The organism is Streptomyces sp. NPDC016309, from assembly GCF_043077235.1.
Classification (GTDB): Bacteria; Actinomycetota; Actinomycetes; order Streptomycetales; family Streptomycetaceae; genus Streptomyces.
The window spans coordinates 221,979-248,550 of sequence record NZ_JBIBSG010000008.1; the positions used below are offsets into that span (position 1 = coordinate 221,979).

At 73.6% G+C, this 26,572-nt stretch carries 24 protein-coding genes and 5 tRNA genes; 20 read left to right on the forward strand and 9 right to left on the reverse strand.

What is annotated here, in order from left to right; all coding sequences use genetic code 11:
• Positions 1-47 precede the first annotated feature (47 nt).
• The 3 genes from argH to ACF068_RS21630 all read left to right on the forward strand — a co-directional run bounded on the left by argH (position 48) and on the right by ACF068_RS21630 (position 3,790).
• Positions 48-1,475 carry an argininosuccinate lyase gene (argH, locus tag ACF068_RS21620; RefSeq protein ID WP_392275896.1) on the forward strand — a complete coding sequence of 476 codons (1,428 nt, stop codon included), beginning with the start codon at positions 48-50 and terminating at the stop codon, positions 1,473-1,475.
• 222 nt (positions 1,476-1,697) lie between these two features.
• The gene (locus tag ACF068_RS21625) at positions 1,698-2,249 is read left to right on the forward strand and encodes a TetR/AcrR family transcriptional regulator (protein WP_392275897.1); all 552 of its coding nucleotides are present in this window, start codon (positions 1,698-1,700) and stop codon (positions 2,247-2,249) included.
• Positions 2,246-3,790 carry an MFS transporter gene (locus ACF068_RS21630; protein ID WP_392275898.1) on the forward strand — a complete coding sequence of 515 codons (1,545 nt, stop codon included), beginning with the start codon at positions 2,246-2,248 and terminating at the stop codon, positions 3,788-3,790. The genes ACF068_RS21625 and ACF068_RS21630 overlap by 4 nt, the downstream gene beginning before the upstream one ends.
• A 115-nt stretch (positions 3,791-3,905) precedes the next feature.
• On the opposite strand, the gene ACF068_RS21635 is transcribed toward ACF068_RS21630, so the two are convergent.
• Entirely contained in the window at positions 3,906-4,535 is a 630-nt protein-coding gene (locus tag ACF068_RS21635; RefSeq protein ID WP_392276058.1) for a lysophospholipid acyltransferase family protein, read from the reverse strand.
• A gap of 265 nt (positions 4,536-4,800) precedes the next feature.
• Here ACF068_RS21635 and ACF068_RS21640 point away from each other — a divergent pair, with 265 nt between their 5' ends.
• The 3 genes from ACF068_RS21640 to ACF068_RS21650 all read left to right on the forward strand — a co-directional run bounded on the left by ACF068_RS21640 (position 4,801) and on the right by ACF068_RS21650 (position 7,298).
• Positions 4,801-5,949, forward strand: a complete 1,149-nt coding sequence (locus ACF068_RS21640; RefSeq protein ID WP_392275899.1) for a glycerophosphodiester phosphodiesterase — start codon at positions 4,801-4,803, stop codon at positions 5,947-5,949.
• 125 nt (positions 5,950-6,074) lie between these two features.
• Complete coding sequence (locus ACF068_RS21645; RefSeq protein ID WP_392275900.1) at positions 6,075-6,776, forward strand: sigma-70 family RNA polymerase sigma factor; 702 nt, start codon at positions 6,075-6,077, stop codon at positions 6,774-6,776.
• 39 nt (positions 6,777-6,815) lie between these two features.
• On the forward strand, positions 6,816-7,298 hold the full coding sequence (locus tag ACF068_RS21650; RefSeq protein WP_392275901.1) for a GNAT family N-acetyltransferase: 483 nt from the start codon (positions 6,816-6,818) through the stop codon (positions 7,296-7,298).
• Here ACF068_RS21650 and ACF068_RS21655 read toward each other — a convergent pair.
• Both ACF068_RS21655 and ACF068_RS21660 read right to left on the reverse strand, forming a co-directional pair.
• Positions 7,276-7,680 (reverse strand): hypothetical protein, encoded by a 405-nt coding sequence (locus ACF068_RS21655; protein ID WP_392275902.1) that lies wholly within the window; start codon positions 7,678-7,680, stop codon positions 7,276-7,278. The genes ACF068_RS21650 and ACF068_RS21655 overlap by 23 nt on opposite strands.
• 1 nt (position 7,681) lies before the next feature.
• On the reverse strand, positions 7,682-8,041 hold the full coding sequence (locus ACF068_RS21660) for a hypothetical protein (protein WP_392275903.1): 360 nt from the start codon (positions 8,039-8,041) through the stop codon (positions 7,682-7,684).
• Between the two features lie 535 nt (positions 8,042-8,576).
• Between ACF068_RS21660 and ACF068_RS21665 the strand changes: the two genes are divergently transcribed.
• The 8 genes from ACF068_RS21665 (at position 8,577) to ACF068_RS21700 (ending at position 19,543) form a co-directional block, all read left to right on the forward strand.
• The gene (locus ACF068_RS21665) at positions 8,577-9,674 is read left to right on the forward strand and encodes a methionine ABC transporter ATP-binding protein (RefSeq protein WP_392275904.1); all 1,098 of its coding nucleotides are present in this window, start codon (positions 8,577-8,579) and stop codon (positions 9,672-9,674) included.
• Positions 9,671-10,342, forward strand: coding sequence for a methionine ABC transporter permease (locus ACF068_RS21670; protein WP_392275905.1), 672 nt, complete (start codon positions 9,671-9,673; stop codon positions 10,340-10,342). Before ACF068_RS21665 ends, ACF068_RS21670 begins: the two co-directional genes overlap by 4 nt.
• Positions 10,343-10,407: 65 nt before the next feature.
• Positions 10,408-11,271 carry a MetQ/NlpA family ABC transporter substrate-binding protein gene (locus ACF068_RS21675; RefSeq protein ID WP_392275906.1) on the forward strand — a complete coding sequence of 288 codons (864 nt, stop codon included), beginning with the start codon at positions 10,408-10,410 and terminating at the stop codon, positions 11,269-11,271.
• Positions 11,272-11,450: 179 nt separating this feature from the next.
• Positions 11,451-12,098, forward strand: a complete 648-nt coding sequence (locus ACF068_RS21680; RefSeq protein WP_392275907.1) for a GNAT family N-acetyltransferase — start codon at positions 11,451-11,453, stop codon at positions 12,096-12,098.
• Positions 12,099-12,159: 61 nt separating this feature from the next.
• Positions 12,160-13,368, forward strand: a complete 1,209-nt coding sequence (gene cbiE, locus ACF068_RS21685; RefSeq protein WP_392275908.1) for a precorrin-6y C5,15-methyltransferase (decarboxylating) subunit CbiE — start codon at positions 12,160-12,162, stop codon at positions 13,366-13,368.
• 306 nt (positions 13,369-13,674) lie between these two features.
• Positions 13,675-17,139, forward strand: coding sequence for a nicotinate-nucleotide--dimethylbenzimidazole phosphoribosyltransferase (cobT, locus tag ACF068_RS21690; RefSeq protein WP_392275909.1), 3,465 nt, complete (start codon positions 13,675-13,677; stop codon positions 17,137-17,139).
• 313 nt (positions 17,140-17,452) lie between these two features.
• On the forward strand, positions 17,453-18,685 hold the full coding sequence (gene cobA / locus ACF068_RS21695; RefSeq protein ID WP_392275910.1) for a uroporphyrinogen-III C-methyltransferase: 1,233 nt from the start codon (positions 17,453-17,455) through the stop codon (positions 18,683-18,685).
• Positions 18,686-18,724: 39 nt separating this feature from the next.
• Positions 18,725-19,543, forward strand: a complete 819-nt coding sequence (locus ACF068_RS21700; RefSeq protein ID WP_392275911.1) for a TrmH family RNA methyltransferase — start codon at positions 18,725-18,727, stop codon at positions 19,541-19,543.
• Positions 19,544-19,571: 28 nt separating this feature from the next.
• Here ACF068_RS21700 and ACF068_RS21705 read toward each other — a convergent pair whose 3' ends face one another.
• Positions 19,572-20,750, reverse strand: a complete 1,179-nt coding sequence (locus ACF068_RS21705) for a serine/threonine-protein kinase (protein WP_392275912.1) — start codon at positions 20,748-20,750, stop codon at positions 19,572-19,574.
• 473 nt (positions 20,751-21,223) lie between these two features.
• Here ACF068_RS21705 and ACF068_RS21710 point away from each other — a divergent pair, with 473 nt between their 5' ends.
• The 3 genes from ACF068_RS21710 (at position 21,224) to ACF068_RS21720 (ending at position 23,183) form a co-directional block, all read left to right on the forward strand.
• Entirely contained in the window at positions 21,224-21,430 is a 207-nt protein-coding gene (locus tag ACF068_RS21710; protein WP_392275913.1) for a hypothetical protein, read from the forward strand.
• Between the two features lie 465 nt (positions 21,431-21,895).
• On the forward strand, positions 21,896-22,873 hold the full coding sequence (locus ACF068_RS21715; RefSeq protein ID WP_392275914.1) for a phosphotransferase family protein: 978 nt from the start codon (positions 21,896-21,898) through the stop codon (positions 22,871-22,873).
• Positions 22,874-22,913: 40 nt separating this feature from the next.
• The gene (locus ACF068_RS21720) at positions 22,914-23,183 is read left to right on the forward strand and encodes a zf-TFIIB domain-containing protein (RefSeq protein WP_392275915.1); all 270 of its coding nucleotides are present in this window, start codon (positions 22,914-22,916) and stop codon (positions 23,181-23,183) included.
• Between the two features lie 50 nt (positions 23,184-23,233).
• Here ACF068_RS21720 and ACF068_RS21725 read toward each other — a convergent pair.
• The 5 genes from ACF068_RS21725 to ACF068_RS21745 form a co-directional block, all read right to left on the reverse strand.
• Positions 23,234-23,305: transfer RNA gene (locus ACF068_RS21725), tRNA-Val, on the reverse strand.
• A 34-nt stretch (positions 23,306-23,339) separates the two neighbouring features.
• Positions 23,340-23,411, reverse strand: a tRNA-Val gene (locus ACF068_RS21730).
• Positions 23,412-23,430: 19 nt separating this feature from the next.
• Positions 23,431-23,502: transfer RNA gene (locus ACF068_RS21735), tRNA-Val, on the reverse strand.
• 1 nt (position 23,503) lies between these two features.
• A tRNA-Cys gene (locus ACF068_RS21740) sits at positions 23,504-23,577 on the reverse strand.
• A gap of 36 nt (positions 23,578-23,613) precedes the next feature.
• A tRNA-Gly gene (locus ACF068_RS21745) sits at positions 23,614-23,686 on the reverse strand.
• Positions 23,687-23,831: 145 nt separating this feature from the next.
• Between ACF068_RS21745 and ACF068_RS21750 the strand changes: the two genes are divergently transcribed.
• Genes ACF068_RS21750 through ACF068_RS21760 form a run of 3 tightly spaced genes read left to right on the forward strand, consistent with a single transcriptional unit; the run spans position 23,832 to position 26,572 of the window.
• Positions 23,832-24,887 carry a chorismate-binding protein gene (locus ACF068_RS21750; RefSeq protein WP_392275916.1) on the forward strand — a complete coding sequence of 352 codons (1,056 nt, stop codon included), beginning with the start codon at positions 23,832-23,834 and terminating at the stop codon, positions 24,885-24,887.
• A complete protein-coding gene (locus tag ACF068_RS21755; protein WP_392275917.1) occupies positions 24,884-25,696 on the forward strand; it encodes an aminotransferase class IV in 813 nt (270 codons plus the stop codon). The genes ACF068_RS21750 and ACF068_RS21755 overlap by 4 nt, the downstream gene beginning before the upstream one ends.
• Positions 25,697-25,729: 33 nt before the next feature.
• Positions 25,730-26,572, forward strand: coding sequence for a GNAT family N-acetyltransferase (locus ACF068_RS21760; protein WP_392275918.1), 843 nt, complete (start codon positions 25,730-25,732; stop codon positions 26,570-26,572).

Below are 26,572 nucleotides of genomic sequence, written 5' to 3' on the forward strand. Positions count from 1 at the left end.
TGGGCGGGGAGGCGTCGTACTTCCCCGGCCTTGAGGAGCTTGAAGCAGTGAGCAGCAACAACGGTGACGTCCGGCTCTGGGGCGGCCGCTTCGCCGACGGTCCCGCCGAGGCACTGGCCAAGCTGTCCGCGTCCGTGCACTTCGACTGGCGCCTCGCGCCGTACGACATCGCCGGCTCCCGCGCCCACGCCCGCGTCCTGCACAAGGCCGGGCTGCTGACCGCCGACGAGCTGACGCGCATGCTGGCGGGCCTCGACCGGCTGGAGGCCGACGTCGCGGACGGCTCCTTCACCGGCACCATCGCCGACGAGGACGTCCACACGGCGCTGGAGCGGGGCCTGCTGGAGCGGCTCGGCCCCGACCTCGGCGGCAAGCTGCGCGCGGGCCGGTCCCGCAACGACCAGGTGGCCACGCTGTTCCGGATGTACCTGCGCGACCACGCCCGGATCATCGGCGGGCTGCTCGCCGACCTCCAGGACGCCCTGGTGGGCCTGGCCGACGCCCACCCGGACGTCGCCATGCCGGGGCGTACGCACCTCCAGCACGCCCAGCCCGTGCTCTTCGCCCACCATGTGCTCGCCCATGTGCAGTCGCTCTCCCGGGACGCGGAGCGGCTGCGCCAGTGGGACAAGCGGACGGCGGTCTCCCCGTACGGCTCCGGCGCCCTCGCCGGCTCGTCGCTCGGGCTGGACCCGGAGGCGGTCGCCAAGGACCTGGGCTTCGAGAACGGCAGCGCGGGCAACTCCATCGACGGCACGGCCTCGCGCGACTTCGTCGCCGAGTTCGCGTTCATCACCGCGATGATCGGGGTGAACCTCTCCCGGATCGCGGAGGAGGTCATCATCTGGAACACGAAGGAGTTCTCCTTCGTGACCCTGCACGACGCCTTCTCCACCGGCTCGTCGATCATGCCGCAGAAGAAGAACCCGGACATCGCCGAGCTCGCGCGCGGCAAGTCGGGGCGGCTGATCGGCAACCTCACGGGCCTGCTGGCGACCCTGAAGGCGCTCCCGCTCGCGTACAACCGCGATCTCCAGGAGGACAAGGAGCCGGTCTTCGACTCCTGCGACCAGCTCGAGGTCCTGCTGCCCGCCTTCACCGGCATGATGGCCACGCTCACCGTCAACCGCGAGCGGATGGAGGAGCTGGCCCCGGCGGGCTTCTCGCTCGCCACCGACATCGCGGAGTGGCTGGTCAAGCAGGGTGTGCCGTTCCGGGTGGCGCACGAGGTCGCCGGTGAGTGCGTCAAGGAGTGCGAGGCGCACGGCATCGAGCTGGACCAGCTCACCGACGAGCAGTTCGCCAAGATCTCCGAGCACCTCACCCCCGAGGTGCGGACGGTCCTGGACGTCCCCGGCGCCCTCGCCTCCCGCAGCGGCCGGGGCGGCACGGCCCCCTCCGCCGTCGCCACCCAGCTCGCCGAGCTCAAGGCCGACCTCGTGATCCAGCGCGCCTGGGCCACTGCCAAGCGGTAACGGCGCGGCGGCACCTTGCGCGCGATCGCGCGTGCCGCGCTTTCCCAGCACCCACCGAAGGCCCCGCGAGGGGCCTTCGGTGCGTTCGGGGCCGCAGCGGGAGCGGGCCGGAGCCGGTGGCGTACGGGCGTGTGGCCTGAGGGACCGCGCCGTCGGCGTATCAGGCGAGTCGATCGGATCCCGAATGAGACGTTGATGTCTCACGTGGGTTATGGTTGTCTCATGACCGTCGACCGTGAGCAGGTGCTGCGCACCGCCGCCGCCCTCCTCTCCCGCAAGGCGACCGCCACCATGGACGAGGTCGCCCGCGCCGCCGGCATCGGCCGCGCGACCCTTCACCGGCACTTCGCCGGACGGGACGCGCTGGTCAGGGCCCTGGAGGCGCTCGGGATCCAGGAGTTCGAGGCGGCCATCGACGCCGCCCGGTTCGAGGACGGCACCGCCGAGGCGGCACTGCGCCGGCTGATCGCCGGACTGGAGCCGGTCGCCGGGCTGCTCGCGTTCCTCGTCACCGAGAACCAGCTCTTCGAGGGCGACCAGATGAACGAGGGCTGGGCCCGCCTCGACGCCCGCGTGGCCGCGCTCTTCCGGCGCGGCCAGGAGGAGGGCGAGTTCCGGATCGACCTCACGCCCGCCTGGCTCACCGAGGCGCTCTACGGGCTCATCGGCACCTGTGCCTGGGCCGTGCAGGACGGGCGGGTCGCCGCCAAGGACTACCAGTACATGATCGCCGAGCTGCTGCTCGGCGGAGCACGCAGGAGCGTGGAGAGATGACCCGTACCGATCAGCCCACCAGGGAAGCGGAGGTCCTGCGCCGCCCGGGCCGGTGGCTGGCACTCGCCGTACTGGTCCTCGCCGTGCTGCTGGTGGCCGTCGACGCCACCGTGCTCGGCCTGGCGACACCGTTCCTCAGCGAGGACCTCCGGCCGACCGGCACCCAGTTGCTGTGGATCGGCGACGTCTACTCCTTCGTCATCGCCGGGCTCCTCGTCTCCATGGGCAGTCTCGGCGACCGCATCGGCCGCAAGAAGCTGCTGCTGACCGGGGCCACCGCCTTCGGTGCCGTCTCCGTCCTCAACGCGTACGCCACCAGCCCCGAGATGATGATCCTCGCCCGTGCGCTGCTCGGCGTCGCCGGCGCGACCCTCATGCCCTCCACGCTGGCGCTCATCCGCAACCTGTTCCACGACCCGCGCGAGCGCAGCCTCGCCATCGGCATCTGGGGCGCCATGGCGTCCGCCGGCGCGGCGGTGGGCCCGGTCGTCGGCGGCTTCCTGCTGGAGCACTTCTGGTGGGGCTCGGTCTTCCTGATCAACCTGCCGGTCATGGCCGTGCTCGTCCTGGTCGGCATGCGGTACATCCCCGAGTCGAAGAACCCCGCGCCCGGACCCTGGGACCTGCCCAGCGTCGCGCTGTCGCTCGTCGGCATGATCGGCGTCGTGTACGCGGTCAAGGAGGCCGCCGCGCACGGGCTTCACCTCGGTACGGCCGCCGCCGCCGTCATCGGCGCGGCCGCGCTGGCCTGGTTCGTACGGCGCCAGCTCCGGCTCGCCGCACCGCTGCTCGACATGCGGCTGTTCCACCACCGGGGCTTCTCCGGCGCGGTGCTCGCCGATCTGCTGACCATCCTGGGCCTGTCGGGACTGGTGTTCTTCCTCTCCCAGTTCCTCCAGCTCGTCCAGGGACGTTCCCCGCTGGAGGCGGGCCTCGCCGAACTGCCCGCCGCCCTCGGCGCGGTGACGACCGGTCTGATCGCCGGTCATGTGGCCCGGCGCTTCTCGGTGCGGTCCGTGGTGTCGGGCGGCCTCGCCGCCGTGGGCCTGGCGCTCGCCGCGCTGACCCTGCTCGACCGCTCCACGGGCTACCCGATGCTCGGCGTGTCCCTGCTGGTCGTCGGGGTCGGCGCGGGCTTCGCGTTCACCGTGACCGCCGACGTCATCCTGTCGAGCGTCCCGCGCGAGCAGGCGGGGGCCGCGTCGGCCGTCTCCGAGACGGCGTACGAACTCGGCGCGGCGCTCGGCATCGCGCTCCTCGGCTCCGTGGTGACCGGCGTCTACAGCGACTTCGTCACCCCGCCGGGCGTCCCCGCCGACACGGCGGCGGCCGCGCACGAGTCGCTGGGCGGCGCGGTGGAGGCCTCCGCCGGCCTGCCGGACGCGACGGCCGGGGCGCTGGTCACCACCGCGCAGGACGCCTTCGTCGAGGGCCTGCGCATCGCGGCCGGGGCCGGCGCGGCCGTCCTGCTGGCGACGGCGGTCGCGGCCTGGTTCCTGCTCCGGGGCCAGAGGCTCGAAGAGGGCGCCGAACACCCCTAGGGGGTGTCCGGGCACAGGTCCGGCACCTGGCCGGACCCGTGCCGGACAGGCCGGAGGGCCGCACCCGACGCGGGTGCGGCCCTCCGGCAGTACGGGAGCCCGGGCCCCCGTACCGCTACGCCGCCTTCGCCTTGGTGGCGTACATGTCCACGTACTCCTGCCCCGACAGGCGCATCACCTCGGTCATCACCGAGTCCGTCACCGCCCGCAGCACGTACCGGTCACGGTCCATGCCCTCGTAGCGGGAGAACTCCATCGGCTCGCCGAAGCGCACCGTCACCCGGCCCGGGCGGGGCAGACCCGCGCCGCCCGGCTGGAGCTTGTCGGTACCGATCATCGCGAACGGCACCACCGGCGCGCCCGTCATCAGCGTGAGGCGCGCGATCCCGGTGCGGCCGCGGTACAGGCGGCCGTCGGGGGAGCGGGTGCCCTCCGGGTAGATGCCGAAGACGTTGCCCTCCTCCAGCACCCGGCGCCCCGTCATCAGCGCGGCGACACCGCCGTTGGCGCCGTCCCGGTCCACCGGGATCATGCCGACGCCCGTGAAGAACCACGCCATGAGCCGGCCCTTGACGCCCTTGCCCGTGACGTACTCGTCCTTGCCGATGAAGTAGACCTGACGGTCGCACACGATCGGCAGGACGATCGAGTCGATGAACGTCAGGTGGTTGCCCGCCAGGATGACCGGCCCGTCACCGGGGATGTTCTCGGCGCCCTCCACCCGGGGGCGGAACATCAGGCGCATGACCGGGCCGAGCACTGCCTTGATGAGCGCGAAGCGGGACAACGAGTCCTCCGTCGAAATCAGCCGACCACGTACATGACCAGTATGTGCAGGTGAGGACGATACTCGTGGGCCACGCCCGGACGCACACCGGGTTCACCGAGTCGATACACAGTGTTGACCCGTGTTTTCCGCGAATTCGCGCGAGGTCTCCCCCGGGCGGGGCGCCGCTGCCTACGATCGGCCTCGCAAGGATGTCCGAAAAGTACTCACCAAGGGAGCCTCCATGACACAGGGCGCGCACACGAGTCCCGGGCGCCGTACGGTGCTGGGAGCGGCGGTGCTCGGCTCGGCCGCCCTCTCCGTGGGCGCCGGCGCCGGCCCGGCCGCCGCGCACGGCCGCCCGCCGGCCGCGTACCGGCACCTGCCCGTGCCGACGGTCATCGCGCACCGGGGCGCCAGCGGCCACCGCCCCGAACACACCCTCGGCTCCTACCGGCTGGCCCTCGACATGGGCGCGGACGTCATCGAGCAGGACCTCGTCCCCACCAAGGACGGGCACCTCGTCTGCCGTCACGAGAACGACATCACCGGGACGACGGACGTCGCCGACCACCCGGAGTTCGCCTCCCGCAAGACCACCAAGACCGTCGACGGCACGCCCCTGACCGGCTGGTTCACCGAGGACTTCACGCTCGCCGAGCTGAAGACGCTGCGGGCCAAGGAGCGGATCCCCGCCACCCGGCAGGAGAACACCCTCTACGACGGGCGCTGGACCGTCCCCACGTTCGAGGAGGTGCTGCGCTGGGCCGAGAAGGAGGGGCACCGCCGCGGCCGCCCGGTGTGGCTGCACGTCGAGACCAAGCACCCCACCTACTTCCGCAAGCTGGGCCTCGCCCTGGAGGAACCGCTCGCCAAGCTGCTGCGCCGGTACGGGCGCCACGGCGCCGGCTCGCCGACCTTCCTCCAGTCGTTCGAGCCCAGCAGCATGATGCGGATGGCGAAGCTGGTCTCGGCGCCGCGCGTCGTCCTGCTGTCCGGCGCCGGCACCCGCCCCTGGGACTTCACCGAGTCGGGCGACCCGCGCACGGTCGCCGACCTCATCACCCCCGAGGGCCTGGAGTGGATCGCCTCCTTCGCCCAGGGCATCGGCCCCACGCTGGACCTCGTCGTCCCCCGGCGCCCCGACGGCACCCTCGGCGAGCCCACCACCCTGGTGCGCGACGCGCACGCCGAGGGGCTGGTCCTCCACCCGTACACGCTGCGCAACGAGAACACCTTCCTGCCGGCCGAGTTCCGGCGGGGCACGGACCCGGCGGCCTACGGGGACGCTTTCGGCGCGTACCGGGCGTACTTCGCCACCGGTATCGACGGCATCTTCACCGACCAGCCCGACACCGGCCTCCTGGCCGCCGCGGACCACCGCGCCCGCTGACCCACGCCCCGCCCGGCCGGGCCCGTGTCGCGCGGTCGTCAGCACCCCGCCCGGCACAACCCCCGGACGGGCGGTTTCGGGTGGCGCGGGCAACCGCGCCACCCGGCGGCCGTGTCATGGCCGGCATGACACCCCCCGAAGCGACGCCCACCCGAGAGCCGCTGCCCGAAGCGCCCCCCACCGCACCCACCCCCACCGCACCCACCGGCACCGCACCTACCCCCACCGCACCCACCGGCACCGCACCAACCCGCCATGTGCCCGCCCGCCGCGCACCCGCCCGCGCCACCGGTGCCCCCGCGCCGGCCGGGGACGCCCTCCCCGAACTGGTCCGCGCCCTCACCGCGCTGCTCGCCGCCGAGTCGGCGGCGGAGGCCGCGGCCGCCGGCGTCGAGCCGGGCGACCTCGAACAGGCCGTGTGGCTCAGGCTCCTGGAGCGCCTCGACGGCGGCCCCGGCGTTCCCGACCACCCCGCCGACTGGCTGCGCCGCGCGGTCCGGGCGGAAGCCCGCCGCGCCCGCCGCACCGTCGTACGGGAACTGCCCTACGCCCACGACCCCGTGTCCGACACCGAGCCCGAGAGCGCCGCGCTGGTCGCCGAACGCCGCCGTGCCCTGCGGACCGCCGTCGCGCGCACACCCGTCCACTGCCGGCGCCTGCTGACCGCGATGCTGTCGCCCACCGACCCCACCTACCGGGAAATCGCAGGAGAGTTGGGTATCTCACAAGGCAGTTTGGGGCCAATGCGTTCCCGTTGCCTGGGATGCCTGCGCAGAATGCTCGCGGCAGAGGTTGCCGTTCCTGCACATCGGGGAATGGAGCGGTAGACCCACAGGGCGGATCAGGTGAGCCGGAGGCATGCATACATGGGCATGAGCGTGACCATCTCAGCGGCGAGCGCGCAGGACGCCGAACACATCCTGAAGCTCCAGTACCTGTGTTACCAGAGCGAGGCCGAGCTCTACGGCGACTACGCCATCGAACCCCTCACCCAGTCGCTCGACGACCTGAAGGCCGAACTCGACCGCGGCCACGCCCTGGTCGCCCGGCTCGGCGACGAGGTCATCGCCTCCGTACGCGGCCGGATCGACGACACCGGCACCGCCACCATCGGCAAGCTCATCGTCCATCCGCGGCTGCGCCGCCACGGCCTCGGCGGCCGCCTTCTGGACGCCATCGAGGAGCACTTCGCCACCGGCCGCGCCCCCGCCGCCAAGCGCTTCCAGCTCTTCACCGGACACCGCAGCGACGCCAACCTGCGCCTCTACCGCAAGAAGGGGTACGAGACCGTCGCCACCGAGGAAGTGGGCCCGCGGCTCACCCTCGTCACGCTGGAGAAGGCCGCCTAGCCTTCCGCAGCCACAGGATCCCGGTCACCGGGAGCAGCACCGGGATGAAGACGTACCCGTACCCGTAGTCCGACCAGACCGTGGCGTCCGGGAAGGCGCCGGGATCGGCCAGCGTCCAGGTACCCACGGTCAGTACGCCCACCAGCTCGGCGGCGCAGCACACCAGCGCCGCCCTGCGGGCCGTCTCCCCGCCCCGCACCAGCGTGTACGTGATGAACACGTACACCACCGCCGCCAGCGCCGACAGCGAGTACGCCAGCGGCGCGCGGCCGAACTCGGTGGCGATCTGCAACACCGACCGCGACACCGCGCCGACCGACATCACCCCGTACAGCCACACCAGCAGCATGCCCGGCCCCCGGGCCAACCGGCGCTCCGTCATGTCAGCCGTTCCAGATGTCGTAGAGGCGTACTTCGAGCACCGCCAGCACCACCGCCCCGGCCGCGACGGTCGCCGACCCCCAGCGGCTGCGCTCGGTCAGCGACAGGAAACCGGCCGCCGGCACCGCGCACAACGCGCCGATCAGGTACGCCAGGAAGATCGCCGTACCCTCGTCGGCATCCTCGCCCCCCACCAGCCGTACGACGCCGACCACGAGCTGCGCCAGGGCCAGCACCGTCACCACCGCCATGCCGATGAAGTGCCAGTCCTTCGTCGGCTGGTCCCGGTACGCGGCGAAGCCGCACCAGGCGGCGAGGGCGAGCGCGGCCACGGAGACCGCGACCGTCAGGGCGTCAAGCATGCGCCCGAGACTATTACGGGCCAAAAGGCCCCGTGCGACCGCCCCCGCGAGGGCGACGGGCCGGGCCGGGGCGACCGTGGTCTTGACCACAGCGGGCGCCCCCGCCGGCCACCCCCGGCACCCCGGCCGACGGTCGCGGGAAGGGCGACGGCCCAGGCCACAGCGGGCGGAACGGCCCCCGGCGCCGTGCCGCCACCGCCCCACGGTTGTCCGTATGACGTACACGGCCCGTCCGCTATTCGGACAGCCATCCGGACGCCGACAGGGGGTCTGGTTTACTGGCCCGCATGACCACGACGAGCTGCCGCACCCTTGCGACCGAGGCGATCACGACGCCCGGTGCTCGTTGTATGTGTCGAATGTGCGCCTTCTGAGGGCCCCTGCCTGAGCCTCGCGCCCCGAAGCGAGACCCGACAGCCGAGCCGTGCTCCGTACGTCATCGAAACCGACGGACCACGCCTGCCCCGCGCACGAGCCGTTCCCCGGCCCACCCGGCCGAATCAGCCGTGCCGCGCGTCGGAACGACGAATGCCCCGTGCCCGGCGGACACCGCGCCGTGCACTCGACAGTGACGGAAACCCCTGTGATCACCACTACGGGCCTGACCAAGGTCTACGAGTCGCGAGGCCGCCAGGTCACCGCTCTGGACGGCGTCGACCTGCATGTCCGCGAAGGCGAGGTCTTCGGCGTCATCGGACAGAGCGGCGCCGGCAAGTCCTCGCTCATCCGCTGCGTCAACCTCCTGGAGCGCCCCACCTCCGGCACCGTGACGGTCGACGGCACCGACCTCACCGCCCTCGCCGGCCGCGGCCGCCGCGCGGGCAAGGACCTGCGCCGGGCACGCAGCCGCATCGGCATGGTCTTCCAGCACTTCAACCTGCTGTCCTCCCGCACCGTCCAGGACAACATCGAGCTGCCGCTGGAGATCCTCGGCGTCTCCGGCGCCGACCGCTCCCGCCGTGCCCTCGAACTCCTCGACCTCGTCGGCCTCGCCGACAAGGCCAAGGCGTACCCCGGCCAGCTCTCCGGCGGCCAGAAGCAGCGCGTCGGCATCGCCCGCGCCCTGGCCGGCAATCCCAAGGTGCTGCTCTCCGACGAGGCCACCAGCGCCCTGGACCCCGAGACCACCCGCTCCATCCTCCAACTGCTGCGCGACCTCAACCGGCAGCTCGGCCTGACCGTCCTGCTCATCACCCACGAGATGGACGTCGTCAAGCAGATCTGTGACTCCGCCGCCCTGATGAAGCGGGGCCGCGTCGTCGAGTCCGGCACCGTCGCCGAGCTCCTCGCCACTCCCGGCTCCGAGCTCGCCCGGGAGCTGTTCCCGGTGACCGGCGAGGCCTCCGGCGGCGACCGCACGGTCGTCGACGTCACCTTCCACGGCGAGGCCGCCACCCAGCCGGTGATCTCCCAGCTCTCCCGCACGTACAACATCGACATCTCGATCCTCGGCGCCGCCATGGACACCGTCGCCGGACGGCAGATCGGCCGCATGCGCATCGAGCTGCCCGGCCGCTACGAGGAGAACGTCGTCCCCATCGGCTTCCTGCGCGAACAGGGCCTCCAGGTGGAGGTCGTCGACGGGGAACCGAAGGTGCCCGCACAGGGCCTGGTCAAGGAGATCGCGAAGTGACCTGGGAAGAAATGCGGCCCCTGCTGGAGCAGGGCACCATCGACACGCTCTACATGGTGCTGTGGTCCACCGTCGTCACCGTCGCCGGCGGCCTGCCGCTCGGTGTCCTCCTCGTCCTGACCGACAAGGGCGGACTGCTCCAGAACCGCCCGGTGAACAAGGTCATCGGCGTGATCGTGAACATCGGCCGGTCGCTGCCGTTCATCATCCTGCTGGTCGCCCTCATCCCGGTCACCACACTGGTGGTCGGCACCTTCATCGGCCCCACCGCCATGATCGTGCCGCTCTCCATCGGAGCCATCCCCTTCTTCGCCCGCCTCGTCGAGACCGCGATCCGCGAGGTCGACCACGGACTCGTCGAAGCCGTCCAGTCCATGGGCGGCGGGATCCCGACGATCGTGGGGAAGGTGCTGCTCCCGCAGGCCCTCCCGTCCCTGATCGCCGCCCTGACCACCACCGTGATCACGCTCATCAGCTACTCGGCCCTGGCCGGCGCGGTCGGCGGCGAGGGCCTCGGCTCCAAGGTGATCACCTACGGCTACCAGCGGTTCGAGACCGGCTTCATGCTCATCACCGTGGTGCTGCTGATCGTCATCGTCACGATCATCCAGCTCATCGGCGACCTGGCCGTACTCCTCCTCGCCCGCCGCGGCCGCACCGCTTCCTGACCCCCAAAAACAGCCCGCACTCCTTGTCCGGGCGTTGTCCGCACCACCAGAAAGAGGCACTTTTCGTGCGTAAGAACATCAAGCTCACCACCGCCTTCGCCGGCATCACCGTCCTCGCCCTCGGCCTGACCGCCTGCGGCACCGCCTCCGACCCGTCCTCCTCCAAGGGCGGCTCCGGCAAGGCCGACGAGACCAAGCCCCTCGTCGTCGCCGCGTCCCCCACGCCGCACGCCGACATCCTGGGCTTCGTCAAGGACAACCTCGCCGAGAAGGCCGGCCTCAAGCTGGAGATCAAGGAGTTCACGGACTACGTCCTGCCGAACACCGCCACCCAGCAGGGCCAGGTCGACGCCAACTACTTCCAGCACAAGCCGTACCTGGACGACTTCAACAAGAAGAACAAGACCACCATCGTCCCGGTCGTCAACGTCCACCTGGAGCCCCTCGGCCTCTACTCCAAGAAGCTGAAGGCGCTCAAGGACCTCAAGCCCGGCCAGACCGTCGCCGTCCCCAACGACACCACCAACGGCGGCCGCGCGCTCAAGCTGCTCGCCGACAACGGCGTCATCACCCTCAAGGACGGCGTCGGCGCCAACGGCAAGCTGTCCGACATCAAGGACAAGAAGGGCCTGGAGTTCAAGGAGCTGGAGGCCGCCACCGTGCCCCGCGCCCTGAACGACGTCGACGCCGCCGTCATCAACGGCAACTACGCCATCGAGGCCAAGCTCAGCCCCGCCAAGGACGCCCTGGCCCTGGAGAAGGCCGAGGGCAACCCCTACGCCAACTTCCTCGCCGTCAAGGAGGGCAACGAGAAGGACGCCCGCGTGCGCAAGCTCGCCGAGCTGCTGAACTCGCCCGAGGTGAAGAAGTTCATCGAGGACACCTACAAGGACGGCTCCATCGTCCCCGCCTTCGGCGCGGTCAAGTAGCCCCGTCCGTACGGCACACAGGCCCCGCGCACCCCGTCCGGTGCGCGGGGCCTCCGCCATGTCGACGCATCGACGAGTCGACGTATCCGTACCGACGAATCCGTACCGACCCGGCCATGCGCACAACCGGCTGCATGCTGCATGCTGTGCCTTCACGGCCTTTACGGACGGTCCCCTGCATGGAGCTGCGCATGACTACCACCTTTCCGGACATCTCCATCAGCACGGAACGGTTGGTGCTGCGCCCCTACGACGAGTCGGACATCCCCGCGCACACCGAGATGATGAACGACGAGATGGTCGTCGCCTGGACCTCCGCCCCGCACCCCTACACCACCGGCCACGCCGAGGACTGGGTCCGCAGGATCGCTCCCGGGGAACGCACCGAAGGCCGCGGCGTCGTCCTCGCCGTCACCGAGTTCCTCACCCAGCGCCTCGTCGGCACCATCCACCTGAAGAACACCAACTGGCGCACCCGCGCCACCGAGGTCGCCTACGTCACCGCCCCCTGGGCCCGCGGCGAGGGCTACGCCACCGAATCCGTCCTCGCCGTCGCCCAGTGGCTCTTCCGCCACCAGCGCTTCGAACGCCTGGAACTGCGCACCGCCGCCGACAACACCGCCTCCCAGCAGGTCGCCCAGAAGATCGGCTGCATCAGCGAGGGCGTCCTCCGCAACGCCTGGATAGCGCGCACCCAGACGGAGGACGGCGGCTGGACCGACATCAGGACCGACCTGATCGTCTGGAGCCTGCTCCCCGAGGACCTCGAAGGCGCCGCCGACCAGCTCGCCGACGCCGGATACTCCTCGTTCACCGACTGGAACTGACACCCGGTACGCTCACCAGCACTCCACCCGACCTCCACAACACTCCAGGAGACAGACGAAGATGGCCGACCGGGTCACGGTGATCGGCTGGGACGGCTCGCCCCTCACCACGGCCGCCAGGTCCGCCCTTTCGGCCGCCACCCTGGTGGCCGGAGCAGGCCACCATCTGGCCCTCCCGGACATCCCTCCCGCCGCCGAACGCGTCCGCCTCGGCAGCGTCGACCTCGCCGCCCGCCGCATCGCCGGCCACCGCGGCACCGCCGTCGTCCTCGCCGACGGCGACCCCGGCTTCTTCGGCGTCGTCCGCACCCTGCGCGCACCCCAGTACGGCCTGGAGGTCGAAGTGGTGCCCGCCGTCTCCTCCGTCGCCGCCGCCTTCGCCCGCGCCGGCATGCCCTGGGACGACGCCCACGTCGTCGTCGCCCACAGCCGTACGCTGCGCCGCGCCGTCAACGTCTGCCGCGCCCACCCCAAGGTCGCCGTCCTCACCTCCCCGGGCGCCGGCCCCGCCGAACTCGCCCTCCTCCTCGACGACGTCCACCGCACGTTCGTCATCTGCGAGGAACTCGGCACGGAACGCGAACAGGTCACCGTCCTCACCTCCGACAAGGCCGCCGACCACGCCTGGCGCGACCCCAACGTCGTCATCGTCATCGGCGGCGCCGCGGCCGGCGCCCAGGGCGGCGGCTGGCTGATGGGCCCCGACCCCGGAGCCGTACGCGGCTGGGGGCTGCCCGCGCACGCGTACGGCGACGACCTCCGCACCGGCGAGACGGCGGACCTCCGCGCCGCCCAGCTCGCCCGCCTCGGCCCCCGCACCGGCGACCTCGTCTGGGACATCGGCTGCGGCGCCGGCGCGCTCGCCGTGGAGGCCGCCCGCTTCGGGGCCGCCGTCATCGCGGTCGACGAGGACCCGGCCGCCTGCGCCCGCACCGAGGCCGCCGCACGCCACTACGGCGTCCAGGTCCAGACGGTGGCGGGACGGGCGCCGCACGTGCTGGAGCGGCTGCCGGAACCCGATGTCGTACGGATCGGGGGCGGGGGAGTGGCCGTCGTCACCGCCTGCGCGGACCGCCGGCCCGAGCGCATCGTCACGCACGCCACCACCCGGGACGAGGCGGAGGCCGTCGGGGCGGCGCTGACCGAGGGCGGGTACGCGGTCGAGTGCGCGCTCCTCCAGTCCGTCGAACTCGACCCCGGCGCCTGGACCGAACGCGACCGCACGGTCGTCTTCCTGCTGTCCGGCCACCGGCCGGCACCCTCCCCGTGACCATGTCACTACACCACGGCAGGTAGGCTGGCCGATCGTTGTACGGCGGCCGGACGACCGGCACATCGCTTCGTCGGCATCCGGACGAGGGGGCCTTTCCGGCGCCCCTCCGCCGTACGGCGCTACCGGGGGGTTGCGCGACGTGGCGCAGTCCACAGCCGACGGTGGCGGATCCCGCTGCCACGGCGGCAGAAGGCCGCGACAATACGTCTTGTCCGCGGGTCGTTCGTGCCGCGCGGCGCGCATGCTCGTTCTTGTTGGCGGGCGACGGTCTGAAGGAGCACAACCGATGGGCGAGGGGTACGCATGACTGACACCGGCCAGGTCCCGGGCGAGGGGCAGCCGGAGAACGCAGGCATGGTGGAGCAGCCGGGCGTCCCCGCCCCGGGCGCCTACACCTTCCTGGACCCCTCCGACACCGCTGCCGAGGACGACGACCTGCTGCTGATGCCGGGGTCGCAAGGAGCCTGGAGCGAGCCGCACGCCGGCGTCGCCCCGGCGCCCATGGCGATGCCCCCGACCGTCCCCGCGGCGGTGGACCCGGTGGGCGCGGCGGTCATCGCCGAGCAGCAGGCCCAGCAGGCCCAGCAGCTCCAGCAGGAACAGCCGGTGTTCGAGCCGGTGGCGCAGGCCGCGCCGGCCGCCCACGAGCCGGTGGCCCCGGTGTACGAACCGGCCGCCCCGGAGCAGGCCGCAACGGCCCCCGAGCAGGCCGCCCGGGAGGCGGTCGCGCCGGAGCAGTTCGTCCAGGAGCCGGTCGTCCACCACGAGCACGCCGTCCACGAGGCGGGCGCGCACGAGGCCGGTGGGCATGACTCCGGGTCGGTCGACCTGACCGGCGTACGGATGCCCGAGCCCGCCCCGGCGCAGGCCCAGGTCCCGGCGCCCGCCCCCGAGCCCGCCCAGGCGCAGGTTCCCGCGCCCGCGCGTCGCCCGCTCCACATGGGCCCGCCGGTCCCGGACGCCACGGGCGGCGTCGTCCGCTCGCTCGCCGACCGCGGCCCCGCCCAGCCCGGTCCGGCGACCTCCGGCGGCCTGGAGTACCTGGACGTGCCCCGCGAGGAGCCGGTGCCGTCGCCGCTGCCCGGTCCGCAGCTCGGTGAGCTGCCGCCGCAGAGCGCGGAGCCGTGGTCCCCGCAGCCACAGCAACCCCAGCAGCCCCACACATCGCCGCCTGCCACAGCAGAAACGGTCGTTCCGGAGCAGGTGCCCGCGCCGGCCGGGCAGTTCGTGCCGGTCGAGGGCACCGTCCCGACCGCGCCGCACCTGGCGCCCGCGCCGCCCGCCGAGCCGGCCCCCCAGGAGCCCGCCGCCGAACCCGTCGCCGCCGCCCAGGAGCCCGCGGCGGACGTCGCCGTGACCGTCCCGGCCCCCCGCGACGGCGACGCCCCCGCCGCCGCGCCGGCCGCGCCGGAGCCGGTTGCCGAGCAGCCCGTCGTCGAGCCCGTGCCCGAGCAGCCGGTGGCCGAGCAGCCCGCGCCCGCCGAGCCTGGCGCGCCCGAGCAGCCGGTGGCACCGGAGCCGGTCGCCGAGCAGCCCGTCGCCGAGCCCGCCGGGCCCGCCGAGCCCGCCGAGCCGGTGGCAACGGAGCCCGCCGCCGAGCAGCCCGTCGCCGCCCAGCCGGTCCTCGCCGAGCAGCCGGCCGCCGAGCCGCAGCCGCAGCCCGTGGCCGTCGCGCCCGAGCCTGCGCCGGCGGCCGAGCCCGCGCAGGCCGCCCCCGAGCAGCAGCCCGAGGTCCTGGAGACGGCCGACCCCGAGCAGGCTGCCGACGCCGGGCAGGCCGAGGTCCCCCCGACGGCGGAGACCCCCGCCCAGGAGGCGCCCACCGCCCCGGACGCCCCCGAGGCCCCTGCCCCTTCCGACGCCCCCGCCCCGGACGCCACGCCCGAAGCGGACGCCGCACCCGCCCCGGACGCACCCGCCCCGGACGCACCCGCCCCGGACGCCACGCCCGAAGCGGACGCCACCCCCGGCACGGACGCCCCCGCCCCCGACGCCCCCGCCCCGGACGCCCCCGTCCAGGGCGCGCCCGTCCAGGGCGCGCCCGCCCCCGGCTACGACGACGTGGAGCGCGAGGCCGTGCTCCGGGTCATGCGCGAGCGCCGGGACATCCGCAACGGCTTCCGCGGCGACCCGATCCCGCACGAGGTCCTCCTCCGGGTCCTCGAAGCGGCCCACACGGCACCGTCCGTGGGCCACTCGCAGCCCTGGGACTTCGTCGTCATCCGCTCGGCAGAGACCCGGCGCACCATGCACGAGCTCGCCCAGCGCCAGCGCGAGGCGTACGCCAAGTCGCTGCCGAAGGCCCGGGCCAAGCAGTTCAAGGAACTGAAGATCGAGGCCATCCTCGACACCCCGGTGAACATCGTCGTCACCGCCGACCCCACCCGCGGCGGACGCCACACCCTCGGCCGGTACACCCAGCCGCAGATGGCCCCGTACTCCTCGGCGCTCGCCGTCGAGAACCTGTGGCTCGCCGCCCGCGCCGAGGGCCTCGGCGTCGGCTGGGTCAGCTTCTTCGACGAGCGCGAGATGGTCCGCGCCCTCGGCCTGCCCGAGCACCTGGAGGTCGTCGCGTACCTGTGCGTCGGCTACGTCGACGAGTTCCCGGAGGAGCCGGAACTGATGCAGGCCGGCTGGTCCAAGCGCCGCCCGCTGTCGTGGGTCGTCCACGAGGAGACGTACGGCCGCCGCGCCCTGCCCGGCGAGGAGCCGCACGACCTCCTCCAGGAGACCGTCTCCAACATCCGCCCGCTCGACGCCAAGGCGCTCGGCGAGGCCTGGGAGCGGCAGAAGCGGATGACCAAGCCGGCCGGCGCGCTCGGCATGCTGGAGATCATCTCCGCGCAGCTCTCCGGCCTGTCCCGGATGTGCCCGCCGCCCATCCCCGAGCCCGCGGCCGTCGCGATCTTCGCCGGCGACCACGGCGTGCACGCCCAGGGCGTCACCGCCTGGCCCCAGGAGGTGACGGCCCAGATGGTCGCCAACTTCCTGGGCGGCGGCGCGGTCTGCAACGCGTTCGCCAACCAGGTGGGCGCCGAGGTCTGCGTGATCGACGTCGGCGTCGCCGGCGACCTGCCGGCCACCCCCGGCCTCCTGCCGCGCAAGGTGCGCCCTGGCACCGCCGACTTCACCACCGGCCCCGCCCTCAGCCGCGAGGACGTCCTCGCGGCCGTCGAGGTCGGCATCGAGACGGCCAGGGACCTCGTCGCCGCGGGCAACAAGGCGCTGCTGACCGGTGAGATGGGCATCGCGAACACCACCGCGTCCGCCGCGCTGATCTCCGTCTACACGGACGCCGACGCCGCGGAGGTCACCGGCCGGGGCACGGGCATCAACGACGAGATGCACGCCCGCAAGGTGGACGTCGTCCGGCGCGGACTGGAGCTGCACCAGCCGGACCCGGCCGACCCCATCGGTGTCCTCGCGGCCATCGGCGGCCTGGAGCACGCGGCGCTCGTCGGGTTCATCCTCGGCGGCGCCTCCCTCCGCACGCCCGTCGTCCTCGACGGGGTCAGCGCGGGAGCGGCGGCACTCGTCGCCCGGGCCATCGCCCCCGAGGCGCTGGCGGCGTGCATCGCTGGCCACCGCAGCGCGGAGCCGGGCCACATGGCGGCCCTGAACAAGCTGGGCCTCCGCCCGCTGGTGGACCTCGACCTCCGCCTGGGCGAGGGCACCGGTGCCCTGCTGGCCCTGCCGGTGATCCAGAGCGCGGCCCGCGCGATGCACGAGGTGGCGACGTTCGACTCGGCGGGCGTCACGGAGAAGTAGCGGGCGCGGCGGGGGAGGGCCGCCGGGGACGCAAGCCCCGGCGGCCCCCGCCGCCCGTACCGCCCGCCTCCCGGTCCACCGGCCACCACCCGCCCCCTTGGCCCCCGGGCCTCCGGCACCGCCCGGCCACCCTCCGCCCCTCCCGGACCCGCCGGCCGCCCGGCCCGGGCCACCGCCCCGGACCCGTCCGGCGGAGCGCACCGTATCGTGGTCGGCAGCGTCCCCCACCGCGCCGCCCCCGCCCCACCAGCCGCTTCACCGTCGCAGCGGCCCCGCACACCGCACCACCGCCCTGCCGAGGAGCCGCACCGTCATGGCCGAGCACGCCGAGCACCCCGCCTACCCCGTCGGACTGCGCCTGACCGGGCGCCGCGTCGTCGTCATCGGCGGCGGCCAGGTCGCCCAGCGCCGCCTCCCCGCCCTCATCGCGGCCGGCGCCGACATCACCCTGGTCTCCCCGTCCGCGACGCCGTCCGTCGAAGCCATGGTGGAGGCCGGCGAGCTGACCTGGGTGAAGCGCCGGTACGAGGACGGGGACCTGGCCGACGCCTGGTACGCCCTGATCGCCGCCACCGACCCGGAGGCCAACGCCCGCGCGTCCGCCGAGGCCGAGCGCCACCGCGTCTGGTGCGTACGCTCCGACGACGCCGAGGCGGCCACGGCCTGGACCCCGGCGACCGGCCGCAGCGAGGGCGTCACCGTCGCCGTGCTCACCGGACACGACCCGCGCCGTTCCGCCGCCGTACGGGACGCGATCGTGGAGGGGCTGCGCGACGGTTCGATCGCGGCCCCGCACCACCGCTCCCGCACGCCCTTCGTCGCCCTGGTCGGCGGCGGCCCCGGCGACCCGGACCTGATCACCGTGCGCGGCCGCCGGCTGCTGGCCGAGGCGGACGTGGTCATCGCCGACCGCCTCGGCCCCCGCGACCTGCTCGACGAACTGCCGCCGCACGTCGAGGTGATCGACGCGGCGAAGATCCCGTACGGCAGGTTCATGGCGCAGGAGGCCATCAACAACGCCCTCGTCGAGCACGCCAAGGCCGGCAAGTCCGTCGTCCGCCTCAAGGGCGGCGACCCCTTCGTCTTCGGCCGGGGCATGGAGGAGGCGCAGGCACTCGCCGAGGCCGGCATCGCCTGCACGGTCGTCCCGGGCATCTCCAGCTCGATCAGCGTTCCCGGTGCGGCGGGCATCCCGGTCACCCACCGGGGCGTGGCGCACGAGTTCACCGTCGTCAGCGGCCATGTCGCCCCCGACGACCCGCGCTCGCTCGTCGACTGGGCGTCGCTCGCCAAGCTCACCGGCACCCTCGTCATCCTCATGGGCGTCGACAAGATCGGCGCGATCGCCGAGGCACTGGTGGCGCACGGCAAGGCCCCGGACACCCCGCTCGCGCTCGTCCAGGAGGGCACGACGGCCTCCCAGCGGCGCGTGGACGCCACGCTCGCGACGGTCGCGGAGCGGGTCCGGGCCGAGGACGTCCGCCCGCCCGCGGTCATCGTCATCGGACCGGTCGTCGCCGAAGGCCCGCACAAGAGCACCAAGTAACCCGTTGGCACCCCATACCGGACGAGGCAGTATCACCCCGTGGCCGAACTCATCACCATCGACGACCCCGACGACCCGCGCCTGCACGACTACACGGGTCTGACCGACGTCGAGCTGCGCCGCCGGCGCGAGCCGGCCGAGGGCCTCTTCATCGCCGAGGGCGAGAAGGTCATCCGGCGCGCCAAGCAGGCCGGGTACGAGATGCGGTCGATGCTGCTGTCGGCCAAGTGGGTCGACGCCATGCGCGATGTGATCGACGAGGTCCCGGCGCCCGTGTACGCGGTGACGCCGGACCTCGCCGAACGCGTCACCGGCTACCACGTGCACCGCGGCGCGCTCGCCTCCATGCAGCGCAAGCCGCTGCCCACGGCCGGCGAACTCCTCACCGGTGCCCGCCGGGTGGTCGTCATGGAGGGCGTCAACGACCACACCAACATCGGCGCCATCTTCCGCAGCGCCGCCGCCCTCGGCATGGACGCGGTCCTGCTGTCGCCCGACTGCGCGGACCCGCTCTACCGCCGGTCCGTGAAGGTCTCCATGGGCGCCGTCTTCTCCGTCCCCTACGCCCGCCTCGACACCTGGCCCCGAGGCCTGGAGATGGTACGGGAAGCCGGCTTCCGGCTGCTCGCGCTGACCCCCGACGAGAAGGCCACCAGCATCGACGCGGCAGCCCCGCACCGGCTGGAGCGCGTCGCCCTGATGCTGGGCGCGGAAGGCGACGGACTCACCACCAAGGCGCTGATGGCCGCCGACGAATGGGTGCGCATCCCCATGGCCCACGGCGTGGACTCGCTCAACGTGGGCGCGGCGGCCGCCGTCGCGTTCTACGCGGTGGCCACCGGCCGCCCCGGGGCCTGACCGGCGGCCCTCCAGGGGGCCCCGGTCCCTATCCCTGGAGGCCCTGCGCCGCCGCGATGCCCAGCAGCACGATCAGCGTCACCACCACGAAGACGAAGATCCGCTGACGCAGCAGCCGCGGGTTCGCCGGCCGGCGCGCACCGCCCGCTCCCGTACGGACCCCCGGCCGCGACGCCGTCCGGCCGCCGCCGGTCCGGGCCGGCGGCCGATTGCGCGGCGACGAGGCGCGCGGAGCCGACGCGCCGCGCGCCCCGGGCGCGGGCGTGCGCGGGGACCGGTCCTGGGTGCCGCGCTCCGTGTAACGCTCCGTCAGCCGCCCCGTGGGCCGGTCGTCCACCGGCCTCGCGGCCGGCCGCGGCGCCGGCGGCCGGACGTCGGACAGCCCCTGCGCCTCCCGGGCGGCGATCTCCTTGAGCCGCATGGACAGTTGCAGGGTGCTGGGACGTTCCTCCGGGTCCTTCGCCAGACACGCCCGCACGAGCGGCGCCAGCGCGTCCGGCACGCCGTGCAACTGCGGCTCCTCGTGCACCACCCGGTACAGCATCACCTCGGAACTCCCGTGCCCGAAGGGCGAGTCCGCCATCGCCGCGTACGCCAAGGTCGCCCCCAGCGCGAACACGTCCGTCGCCGGGGTGACCGCCGCGCCCCTGACCTGCTCGGGCGCCAGGAAGCCGGGCGAGCCCACCGCCGTCCCCACATGGGTGAGCGTGGACGCGCCGGTCGCCCAGGCGATGCCGAAGTCGATGATCCGGGGGCCCTTGGGCGACAGCAGGATGTTCGACGGCTTCAGGTCCCGGTGCACCACCCCGGCCTCGTGCACGGCCACCAGGCCCTCCGAGAGCGCCGCGCCGATGGCCGCCACGTCGGCCGCCACCAGCGGACCCTCCTCGGCGACCTTGTCGTGCAGGGAGGGTCCGGGCACGTACTGCGTGGCGAACCAGGGCCGGTCCGCCTCCAGGTCGGCCGCCACCAGCCGGGCCGTGCACCCGCCGCGGATCCGCCGCGCGGCCGACACCTCGCGGGCGAAGCGCGAACGGAACTCCTGGTCCTCGGCGAGATCCGGCCGGATCACCTTCAGGGCCACGCGCTGCCCCCGCCGGTCGGAACCGAGGTACACGACCCCCATGCCGCCCGCGCCGAGCCGCCGGTGAAGCCTGAATGAGCCGACGACACGCGGGTCCTCGCGCCGGAGCCGCATCATCGCCATGTCCGTCCCCTACCTGCGGTGGGGAGGCCCCACCCTCGCTGCACCGGTGTCCGTTTGACGTGGCACAGCTTACGTACCCGCGCCCCGGCGCGCTCATAGGCCGCGCCCTCGCGAACCGATCGATTGTCAGTGCCGATGGCCCCCCAGGAGCGGCCCGTGACCTCAAGCCCCGCCCCCGATACGGGTGTTGACCCTCCACGGTGACCGGCGGTACGGAGGCGCCGACCGGACGTGAGTGACGTCACCCGGCGCCGCGGACCCCTCCGGGAAGTCCCCCACACCGGCACGTCCGTCTCCACCCAGGGGAGTACGCCGTCCGGTGGCGGCTCATCCTCCGGGAGGCCCGCGAATGGGTACGCGGGCATGACGTGCCGGGCCCACCGCTTCCCTAATGTTGAGGTCAAGCGGCGGGTGGCAGCACTCGTCCCCCGAGGTCAGACACCCGCCGCTGCCGAAACGACAGGAGAGGAACCATGGCGGACACGGCAACGCGGACGATGGTCCGCACGCAGGGACGCAAGGCGTACGCCTCGTTCGGCGCCCGCCCGTCCGGCCGACGCCACCCCCTGGTGGCCACGGCCATGGTCCTCCCGCTGGCCGTGCTCCTGGTGGTCGCCTTCGGCGGCTGGGACGCAGTGGTCACACAGGCGTCGTCCGTGGGCGTGATGCTGGGGCGCTGAACGGCGCCCCGGACCCGGGAGAGCGGCCCGGGTCGGGGTCATCCGGCCAACAACCCCGTGGGGACGGGGGTGCGGCGGACGGCAGCGGTGGCCGGCAGCTGGGGAGCTGCCGGCCACCGCTTTGTCCCCCCGACCCTGGTTGCCCGCCCGTGCCGCGGGGCGGTGTGCGCGGTGCGCGGTGCCTGCCGGTGGGTGGGGGGTGTGGCTCCTCCGGGCTCACCTCCTTGAGGCCGGCGGGGCGCCCTACCGGATGTGTGGCCGTTCGTCGCCGCCGGCCTCTGCGGGGGCGACCCTGCACGGCCCCACCCCAGCCCGTCGCCCGTCTGCGGACCGGTTCGCCGAGGCCGTGGCCCTCTCCCTTGTGCGTCGTCCGCAGGCCGGATCGTCCGAGGCTGACGTGCCCGTCGTTGAGGGGCCCGCCCCGCGCCCGGGCACCGCACCGCACCGCACCCGTAAGGTCGTGGCGTGCAGCAGCAGGAGACCGACGCCCTCGTACGGGAGCTCGACGCCGTGGCCCGGCGGGCCGTGCCCCACCCGGACTGCCGCGCCTGCCGGGGGTCCGGCGCCGTCCTGGCGGACCGCCCGGACGGCACCGTGGTCCGGCACGGGCACGCCGTGGCCAAGGCGCACGCCCCGGACACCGAGGCCGCCGCCCACCGCGTGCGCCTCGCCGTCGCCGCCCACCCGCGCCTCGCGGGCATCCTGCTGCCGCCCCTCCCGGTGGCCGCGCGGGAGGTGGGCGGCCGACCGGTGAGCGCCTGGCCGTACGGCAGCCCCGTCGACCCGGGCGACCCGGAGGCCGCCCCGTGGGAGCAGGCGGCCACCCTGCTCGCCCGCCTCCACCGCGTACCGCCCGGCGACCTGCCCGGTCCGTTGCCGGTGATGCGCGGCCCCGCCAAGGCGGCCCGGGCGGTGGCGCGGATGACGGCGGCCGGACCGCACCCGGCCGCCGCGCCGGTACGGGCCGCCTGGCGCCGCCTTCCCGCCTGGGCGCGCGACGAGGCACCCGGCCCCGCCGTACCGCCCGGGACGGGCGCGGCGCTCTGCCACGGGGACCTGCACCTGGGCCAGCTCGTCCGCCACCCCGCCGCCACCGGGCCCTGGCTGCTGATCGACGTCGACGACCTGGGGGTGGGCGAGCCCGCGTGGGACCTGGCCCGCCCCGCCGCCTGGTACGCGGCCGGGCTGCTGGCTCCGCGGGTGTGGGACCGCTTCCTCGGCGCCTACCGGGCGGCGGGCGGTCCGGCCGTACCCGCCGACGGCGACCCCTGGCCCCGGCTGGACGTGCCGGCCCGCGCGCTGACGGTCCAGACGGCCGCCCTCGCGATCGCCAAGAGCACGGCCGAGAGCCGGGACTTGGACGACGTCGAACTGAGCGTGATCGACGCCTGTACCCGAATCGCGACACTCCCACCCGAGTTGGACGCCGCGGCTCCGTCGTAGGGTGAGGACACCATCCGTACGGCGAGGAGTTGAGCCGAGCATGCAGTGTCCCAAGTGCCATGCCCCCATGCACACCTACAACCGCAACGGCGTCCAGATCGAGCAGTGCAGCGGCTGCCGGGGGATCTTCCTGGACTACGGCGAGCTGGAGGCCCTGACCCGCCTGGAGGCGCAGTGGGTCCAGCAGGCCCCGCCCGCCCCGCCGGCCCCGCAGGCCTACCCGGCCGCGCACGCCCCCGCCTGGGGCGCCCCGCACCACGGGCACCACGGCCACCACCGCGGCTTCGGCCGGATGCTCTTCTCGTCCTGAGACGACGACGAAGCCCCGGCCGCGTGATGCGGCCGGGGCTCCGGGGCGTGTGGACGATACTGGGATTGAACCAGTGACCTCTTCCGTGTCAGGGAAGCGCTCTCCCGCTGAGCTAATCGTCCTCGGGACCATGATCCGGAGATCACGGGCACTGCGTGCGCGATACTGGGATTGAACCAGTGACCTCTTCCGTGTCAGGGAAGCGCTCTCCCGCTGAGCTAATCGCGCGGGGGATCCGAAGATCCAGTGGACGATACTGGGATTGAACCAGTGACCTCTTCCGTGTCAGGGAAGCGCTCTCCCGCTGAGCTAATCGTCCTTGGAGGTGGAGACGGGATTTGAACCCGTGTAGACGGCTTTGCAGGCCGTTGCCTCGCCTCTCGGCCACTCCACCAGGAGTGCAGGGGTTCGGGATGGATCCCCCACTTCGAGCGGACGACGAGATTCGAACTCGCGACCCTCACCTTGGCAAGGTGATGCTCTACCAACTGAGCCACGTCCGCTTGTCGTTTCCGTTCCGCTTCCGCGTCCCGGCGACGTGTTGAACTCTAGCGGATTCCCGGGCCAGCACAAAAACGCGTTTGCCCAGCGTGCTGCGCTGAGCCCGCTCCGCACCGTCCCGTCGGCCCCGGCCATAGACTCGCATCCGTGCACGACCTCGCTCCTCTGGCCCGCTTCGGCGGCCTCCTCGCAACCGACCTGCGGGATGTCACCAGTGACCCCGAGGCCCTCGACTCGACCGGCTTCTGGGCGGTCAGCGCGGACTTCGAGGGCCGTCTGACCTGCGCACGCTTCGGCGACGTACGTCCCGACCCGGTGCCCGCGCCCGTTCCCGGCGCCTGGCGCGGGCCGGCCGCCGGTGACTGGACGTCCTCGCTCGACCGCGCCGCGTACACCGCCGGCGTACGGAGGATCCGGGAGCACATCGCGGCGGGCGAGGTCTACCAGGCGAACCTCTGCCGGGTGCTCTCCGCGCCCCTGCCGGACCCCGCCGCCGACGTGGACGCGCTCACCGCGCTCCTCGCGCGCGGCAACCCGGCCCCCTATGCCGGAACGATTCGCCTCCCCGCCCACGGCGTGGAGATCGCCACCGCCTCGCCGGAGCTGTATCTGCGCAGGGACGGCGCCACCGTCGAGTCCGGCCCCATCAAGGGCACCGGGCGGACCGCCGAGGACCTCCTGGACAAGGACCGCGCCGAGAACGTGATGATCGTCGACCTGGTCCGCAACGACCTGGGGCGGGTGTGCGCCACCGGATCGGTCACCGTGCCCGCCCTGTGCGCCCTGGAGGAACACCCCGGGCTCGTGCACCTGGTGTCCACCGTGCGCGGCGAGCTGGCGCCCCGGGCCCGCTGGAAGGACCTGCTGGACGCCACCTTCCCGCCCGGTTCGGTGACCGGCGCCCCCAAGTCGAGCGCCCTGCGGATCATCGACGCGCTGGAGACCGCCCCCCGGGGGCCGTACTGCGGCGGCATCGGCTGGGTCGACGCCGACCGCCGCACCGGCGAGCTGGCCGTCGGCATACGCACCTTCTGGATCGACCGCACGGAAGGCCCGGGCGTGCTGCGCTTCGGCACCGGCGCGGGCATCACCTGGGGCTCGGACCCCGAGCGCGAGTGGGACGAGACGGAACTGAAGGCCTCCCGGCTGCTCGCTGTAGCGTCGGGCACGTACGAGGCGAGTGGAAGGACCATCGGGACATGAAACTGTGGGTCAACGGCGCGCTGCACGACGCGGACGCCGCCAAGGTCTCCGTACTCGATCACGGACTCACCGTGGGTGACGGCGTCTTCGAGACGCTCAAGGCCGTGGACGGCCGGCCCTTCGCGATGGACCCGCACCTGGAGCGGCTCACCCGTTCCGCGCGCGGCCTCGGCCTGCCCGACCCCGACCTCGACGAGGTCCGCCGGGCCTGCGCCGCCGTGCTGGAGGCCAACCCGATGCCGCTGGGCCGGCTGCGGGTCACGTACACCGGGGGGCTGTCCCCGCTGGGCTCCGACCGTGGCGACGCCGGACCGACGCTGGTGGTCGCCCTCGGCGAGACGCGGCCCCGCCCCGACAGCACCGCCGTGATCACCGTTCCCTGGACCCGCAACGAGCGCAGTGCGCTGGCCGGGCTCAAGACCACCTCGTACGCCGAGAACGTGGTCGCCCTCGCCAGGGCCCACGAGGCGGGCGCGAGCGAGGCGCTGTTCGCCAACACGGTCGGACAGCTCTGCGAGGGCACCGGCTCCAACGTCTTCGTCGTCCTGGACGGCGGGCTGTACACCCCGCCGCTCGCCTCCGGCTGCCTCGCCGGCATCACCCGGGCGCTGACCGTCGAATGGACCGGCGCCCAGGAGGCCGTGCTGCCGATGGACGTCCTGGAGCGCGCCGACGAGATCTTCCTGACCTCCACCCTCCGCGACGTCCAGGCGGTCCACCGGGTCGACGGGCGCGAGCTGCCCGGTGCGCCGGGGCCGGTCACCGCCAAGGCCATGCGGATCTTCGCGGAGCGCGCGGCCCAGATGTGAGCAGCCGGGCGCGGGGTGGGTAGGACACAGGCGATGACCACCACCCTGCGGCCGGCCGGGCCGCTCCAGCAGACCCCCGACGGCGGCCGCTCGCGCCTCTACGACGTCTGCGTGAACAGCCGCCGCGCGGGCTCCGTCGAGCTCGGCACCGTCCCCGGCACGGGGCGGCGGCCGGCCGGGCTGATCCGCTCGCTCCGCATCGAGGAGCCGGACCGGCGGCGCGGCCGTGGCACCGTGGCCGCGCTCGCCGCCGAGGAGGTGCTGCGCGACTGGGGCTGCGACCAGGTCACCGTCTCCGTACCGGCCGGGGCGGAGGCCGCGCTGCGGATGGCGACCGCCCTCGGCTACACCGAGCGCAGCCGCAACATGGCCAAGGACCTCACCGGGCCGCCGCCGGAGCTGCCCCCGGAGGTCCTGACCAGGCCCATGACCCGGGTCGAGTACGCGGAGTGGGAGGTCCGTTCCCAGCGGCGGTTCGCCCGGAGCTGGGCCGAGCGGGGCGTACCGGAGGAGGAGGCGGTGGCGCGGGCCGAGGCGAGCCGGCTGCGGCACCTGCCGGACGGCCCGGCCACGGCCGGGGCCGCGTTCCACGTGGCGGTCCGGGACGGCCTGCCCGTCGGGCACCTGTGGACCGGCCGGCTGGAGCTCTCCCCGGGCGAGGAGGCCGCGTTCGTGTACGACGTCGAGGTGACGGTCGAGCAGCGGGGCAGGGGGTACGGCCGGGCGCTGATGCTGCTGGCCGAGCGGATCGCGCTGGAGGCGGGGGAGCGCCGGATCGCCCTGCACGTCTTCGCGGGCAACGCGCCGGCCCAGCGGCTCTACGAGTCGCTGGGGTACGCGACGACGCACGTGAACAGCGTCAAGCCGCTGCTCTGA